At 71.4% G+C, this 5,396-nt stretch carries 4 protein-coding genes; all 4 read right to left on the bottom strand.

Annotated elements, in window-relative coordinates; genetic code table 11:
- Window positions 1–40: 40 nt before the first annotated feature.
- The gene (gene chvE / locus ACFT55_RS18840; RefSeq protein ID WP_380245378.1) at window positions 41–1,201 is read right to left on the bottom strand and encodes a multiple monosaccharide ABC transporter substrate-binding protein; all 1,161 of its coding nucleotides are present in this window, start codon (window positions 1,199–1,201) and stop codon (window positions 41–43) included.
- A gap of 284 nt (window positions 1,202–1,485) precedes the next feature.
- The gene (locus ACFT55_RS18845) at window positions 1,486–1,926 is read right to left on the bottom strand and encodes an SRPBCC domain-containing protein (RefSeq protein ID WP_380245379.1); all 441 of its coding nucleotides are present in this window, start codon (window positions 1,924–1,926) and stop codon (window positions 1,486–1,488) included.
- Window positions 1,926–2,294: an ArsR/SmtB family transcription factor gene (locus ACFT55_RS18850; protein WP_380245380.1), complete on the bottom strand. Its 369-nt coding sequence runs from the start codon at window positions 2,292–2,294 to the stop codon at window positions 1,926–1,928. The genes ACFT55_RS18845 and ACFT55_RS18850 overlap by 1 nt, the downstream gene beginning before the upstream one ends.
- A 50-nt stretch (window positions 2,295–2,344) precedes the next feature.
- Entirely contained in the window at window positions 2,345–5,110 is a 2,766-nt protein-coding gene (locus ACFT55_RS18855; protein ID WP_380245381.1) for a hypothetical protein, read from the bottom strand.
- Between the last annotated feature and the right edge of the window lie 286 nt (window positions 5,111–5,396).

The following is a 5,396-nucleotide window of genomic DNA, read 5'->3' on the forward strand; positions in this document are numbered from 1 at the left end:
GTCCGTGAGGACGGGCCGGGACCCGCAGGGGTGGATCGGGTCAGGAGGCCTGACCGGCGTCGATCTCGTCCTGCGTCCAGTAGCCGCTGTCCACGAGCTCGGACTGGATGTTGTCCTTGTAGACGGTGACGACGTCGAGCAGGTAGGACGGCACGACCTTCTTGCCGTTGTCGTACGTCTTGGTGTCGTTCGCCTCGGGCTCCTTGCCGTCGATGAACGCCTTCGCCGCGACGACCGCCTGGTCGGCGAGCAGACGCGTGTCCTTGAAGATCGTGGACTCCTGCACGCCGTCCTGGATCAGCTTGACCGACGCGATCTCGGCGTCCTGACCGGTGACGACCGGCAGACCGTCCTTCATCGTCGGGCCCATGCCCACGCCCTGGAGCGCGGTGATGATGCCGCGGGAGATGCCGTCGAAGGGCGACAGGACACCGTCGAGCTTGGTGTCACCCGAGTACGTGGAGGTCAGCAGGTTCTCCATGCGGGCCTGCGCGGCCTCCTGCGACCAGCGCAGCGTCGCGGCCTGCTCGATGTCCGTCTGCTTCGAGGGGACCACGATGGACCCGTCGTCCATGAACGGCTTGAGGGTGTCCATCGCGCCGTCCCAGAAGAAGTGCGCGTTGTTGTCGTCCAGCGAGCCGGCGAAGAGCTCGATGTTGAACGGGCCCTTCTCGTCGGTGGCCTTGCCGTCCTTGTCGGTGAGGCCCAGGCCGAACAGGAGCGCGTTCGCCTGCGCGACGCCCACCTTGTAGTTGTCGAACGACACGTAGAAGTCGACGTTCTCGCTGTCGCGGATGAGCCGGTCGTAGGAGATGACCGGGATGTTCTGCTCGGCCGCCGACTCGAGCTGGCTCGTGAGAGCCGTGCCGTCGATGGCCGCGATGATCAGGAGGTCAGCCCCCTGGGTGATCATCTGGTCGATCTGCTGGGTCTGGGTGGGGATGTCGTCGCCCGCGAACTGCAGGTCGACCTTGTAGCCGGCCTTCTCGAGGCCCGACTTCACCGCGTCGCCGTCGGCGATCCAGCGCTCCGAGGTCTCCGTCGGCATCGCGACGCCGACCTTGATCTCGTCGTCACCGTTGCCCACGGCCTGGCTCTCGCCGTCGGAGCTGCTTCCTGCGCCCCCGCCGCTGCATGCGGCCAGGGACAGCGCCAGCGCCACACCAGCGGCGATCGCGCCCATCTTCTTGCCGAGTCGCATCCTCGCGCTCCTTCTCGTCTTCGAGGGTCCACCGGCTGCGACCTTCGCCACCGGCGTCCGGGCCCCCGAGAACTGCCTCGAGGTGCCGGTCCGTCATCCAGGGTGCTGTCTTCGAGACTCAAAGTCAAAGCATCGACCGCGGGAAGCCATAACGATCGGGTCACGGCCCCGAATCTGGGGCAAATCTTGAGGAAAATCAGCGCTCACCAGGCGTGGGACCGCCCGATTGCGAGGGCAGAGGGCCTGCTTCGGTTCCCGAAGTCAACCAAACGGGCGACGACCGCTCAGCCGGCGAACGCCGCGAACCGGTCCAGGACGGGCTCCCACCCGGCGTCGTAGGCGCCCCGCGCCTGCTCCCCGTCGGGCCGCCGGCCCCAGCCCGAGTGCACGAGCTCCACCTCGGTGCCGGACCCGGTCGCCCGGAAGCTCACCTCGACCCGCGTGGCCTGCGACTCCGGCGTCCCCGGGTGCCACGTGAACGCGACGCGGCGCGGCGGGTCCCACGCCGTCACGGTGCCCCAGACGGCGGCGCTGCCGTCGGGGAGGGTCTCGACGACCCGGCCGTCGATGCCGGGCTCCACCACCACGTCGCCGGCCTCGGCGCGGCCCACGGAGTGGGTGGCGAGGGGCCACCACCGGCCCATGTCGTCGGTGAAGGCGCGGAACGCGGCCTCGGGTCCCGAGCTGAGGGTGACGGTCTTGCGCAGCACGTCGTCGGTGGACATCACGACACTCCTTCGCCGGCGCCACGAGGGCCGGTCCCTCCCGCGGCGGCGGCGCCGTGGCCGCCGCGGGCGTCCGCGTGCGCGGCGAACGCACCCAGCACGTCGGACCAGAAGCCGTCGAGCCACCCCCGCAGGACCTCGAAGCCGGACGGCTCGAGGCGGTACACGTGGCGGGTGCCGACGGTGTCGAAGGCGACGAGGCCTGCGGCGTGCAGCACCCTCAGGTGCTGGGAGACGGCCGGCCGGCTCACGGGCAGGTCGGCGGCGAGCAGGGCGACGGACGCCGGCCCCGCGGCCAGGCGACGCACGACCGCGCGCCGGGTCGGGTCACCGAGCGCGTCCAGCACGCCGTCGTGCGAGGTCGCCATGATCGGTAAGTTACGCCTTACCGATCATGGCGACAACCCCCAGGGTCTGCTCAGCCGCGCACCACGAACCGGTCGACGTTGATCTCCGTCCCCGACCCGGTCCCGGTCCCGGTCGACCGCAGGGTGATCGTGTGCTCCCCCGGCTCCAGCGCGCCGCTGGACCAGATCAGCTGGTTCCCCACGCGCTGCTTCCCGTAGAAGTCGGCAACACCGGCCTCGACGCCGTCCACGAGCACCGTCGCGACGCCCTGGTTGGACGCGCGCAGCCCGTAGAGGTCGGCAGACGTCCCCACGAACCGGAAGTCCACCGCGTCACCGGCCACCGCCGTCGAGGTGACCGACGAGTGGTACAGGCCCGTCCTGTTGATGCAGCCGGGGCAGCTCGTCCAGCCGTCGCCCCGATAGTCGAGCCGGCCGAGGCCGACGCCGGTCTCCCGGTCGTCCACCGAGCTGTCGTGCCCGCGGCCCGGGACCACCTCGAGGGCGTCGAGCCCCACCCACCCGGTCCCGGCGACCTCGACGCGCAGCGTGTGCGGCCCGTCGGTGAGCACGGGGGTACGCCACCGCACGACGGTGTCGGCCCCTGCCCGCGCGAACGAGATCCGCTCGGGCGCGTTGCCGTCGATCGACACCAGCCCGTCGCCGCCCTGCGGGCTGCGAGCGCCGACCAGGGTGGCCTGCGTCCCGTCGAACGCGACGGTGGCGACGTCACCCCGCCGGTCGCTCCCGCTGACCGTCCTGCCTGCCGCCGAGCGCACCTGGGGGTACGTGAAGCCCCCGCACCGCCCCGGGCGGCCCGCGCAGTGCGTCCAGTCGCCGGCGTAGCGGGCGGCCGCCGCGGCGTCGTCGACGCCGACGACCGGGTCGAGCGGCTCGATCGCGAGGTCGGCGAACTGCGTCGCCGAGTAGTCACCCGAGAGGCCGGCCATGCCGCTCACCCAGGTCGCGTCGGTCACCGAGCCGACGGTGTCGCCGTCGACCGAGGCCGTGATCACGCTCCCGTCGAAGGCGAGCCCCAGCCGGTGCCAGCCCGTCCCGGCGTCGCCGAGGGTGCCCGTCGCGAGCTCGACCCACGACCGGCCGCCGGGCGCACCGCGGCCGATCGACCAGGTGCCGTCCGCCTCCAGCGCGAACCCGTACCCGTTCGGCACGGGCTGCATCGCGTCGTTCGACACCCGCCCGAGCACCTGCGCCTCGCCCCCCGGGCGGACGTACGCGTCGACGCCCACCGCGTAGTCGGCCCAGTCGAGGTCGCCGACGATGCCGGCGGGCTTCTTCCACGCCGCCCAGGAGATCGAGGGCCGCGGCGCGACCTGCGTGAGGCACGTGCCCTGGCGGGGCGCCGCGCACGGACGCTCCTCGTACGCCCCCTCCATCTGGGAGAAGTAGGAGGTCTGGCCGCTCGCCCCGCCGCTGGCGAGGGAGCTCCGGTACGGGAACGGGAACGCCGAGTCGGCCTGGCCGGTGGCGTCGCCGTGGCTCTGCCCCTGCGTGGTGGTCACGGTGACGAGGGCGTCGGCGGGGACCGTCACGGTGTACGTGCCGTCGGCGGCAGGGACGAGGTCCGGCTCGCGCACGAACTGCTCGTCCGCGGTCGTCTGCCACACGTGCAGGTCGCCCGCGTCGAGACCACCGGTGACCGACAGCGTCACCTTCCGAGGTCCGGCAGCGTCGATCGACTCGATCACGGTGCTCCAGTCGCCGCCGTCGTCCGAGCGACGGGTCACGAAGCTGCCCTGGGTCTTGTCGGTGGCGTCGAGGTACCCGGACGCCGTGTCGACGTAGCGCCAGCCGGGCTGCGCGAACTGCGCGGTGTGCGCCATGGCCCAGATCGCCGACTGCACCTGGTACGCGCCGGACCACGGGGTGTTCGCCCGCATGAGTCCCGCGTCGGAGATGCTCAGCCCCTCGTAGTACGAGGTGAGGAGGTTCCAGATGTTGACGCCGGTGATGCGGCCCTCGATGTAGGCGTGGTTGAGCAGCGACGGCAGGGACTTGGCCGAGCCGCCGTAGCCCCACTCGGCCGACCACGGGCCACCCTCGGAGATCCACAGCGGCTTGCCGAGCGCCTGGGCCGTCGCCGAGCTCGGACCGAAGGAGTAGTGGTTCCCCAGCACCCCGACGGCGTCGGCCAGCTCGGGGTCCGCGGCCATGTCGGCGGCGATCTGCCACTCGCCCTTCACGGCCGCCTGGTCGGCGCCGACGATCCGGACGTCCTCGTGACCCGCGGCGTCGAGCGCCTTGCGGAACTCCTTGACCCACGGGATGTCGTAGTCGCGCTCGTTGCGCAGGCCCATGTTGTCGATGTGCAGCCCGTGCTGGTCGGCGCAGTCGAGCCAGCTGAGGAAGTAGTCGATCGTGTCCTGGGAGTAGTACCCGTCCAGCCAGCCCGGGGCGCCCCACGCGAGGCCGCCGAGGGTGATGTCCGGGTTGCGCTCGGCCGCCTCCTGCATGAGCCACCACTCGTAGCCCGCGTCACAGTCGACGACACCGCGCTCGTGCATGTGGCTCGACTCGGAGCCGTCGGTCGTGTTGGTGTCGCCCCCGATCTCGACCTTGAGCATCTGCAGCGACGCCCCGTAGCCGGGCTTGAACAGATAGTCGAGCACCTCGTCGCGCTCCTGCTCGGGGTAGTCGAGCAGCAGGCGGGTGGTCGCTCCGCCGCCGGACGTCGCCCCGACCCCGTCATAGGTGCGACCCGGGCTGGCGCCGTCGACCGTGATGGCCGTCGCGGTTCCTGGGTCGTCGGTACCTGCAGCCGCCGCACCGACGGACGGCACCAGCAGCGACGCCCCGATCGCGGCGACCGTCGCCACCGCCGAGACGGCAGCCCTGGGTCGCGACGGCGCCCACGCCACCCTCGGTCTTCTGGTCGTGAGTTCTCTCCACGCTCCGTGCACGGTCACGCACTCCTTCGTCTCGCGCGAGCTCCCGGCGTCGCCCTCGACGCCCGGGTCAGTCATGGTGCTGCGCGGCACTCCGTGGCCGCCGAGCGGGAATGTTAGCGCTCACATTTGGCCCGGGCAACCGCTATCCGAGCACGTCGAGAGGTACATCGATAGAGAGCGGGCGGCCAGATCAGCCGCTGCATCGATGAACACG

It is taken from the genome of Isoptericola sp. NPDC057191 (assembly GCF_042670225.1).
Classification (GTDB): domain Bacteria; phylum Actinomycetota; class Actinomycetes; order Actinomycetales; family Cellulomonadaceae; genus Isoptericola.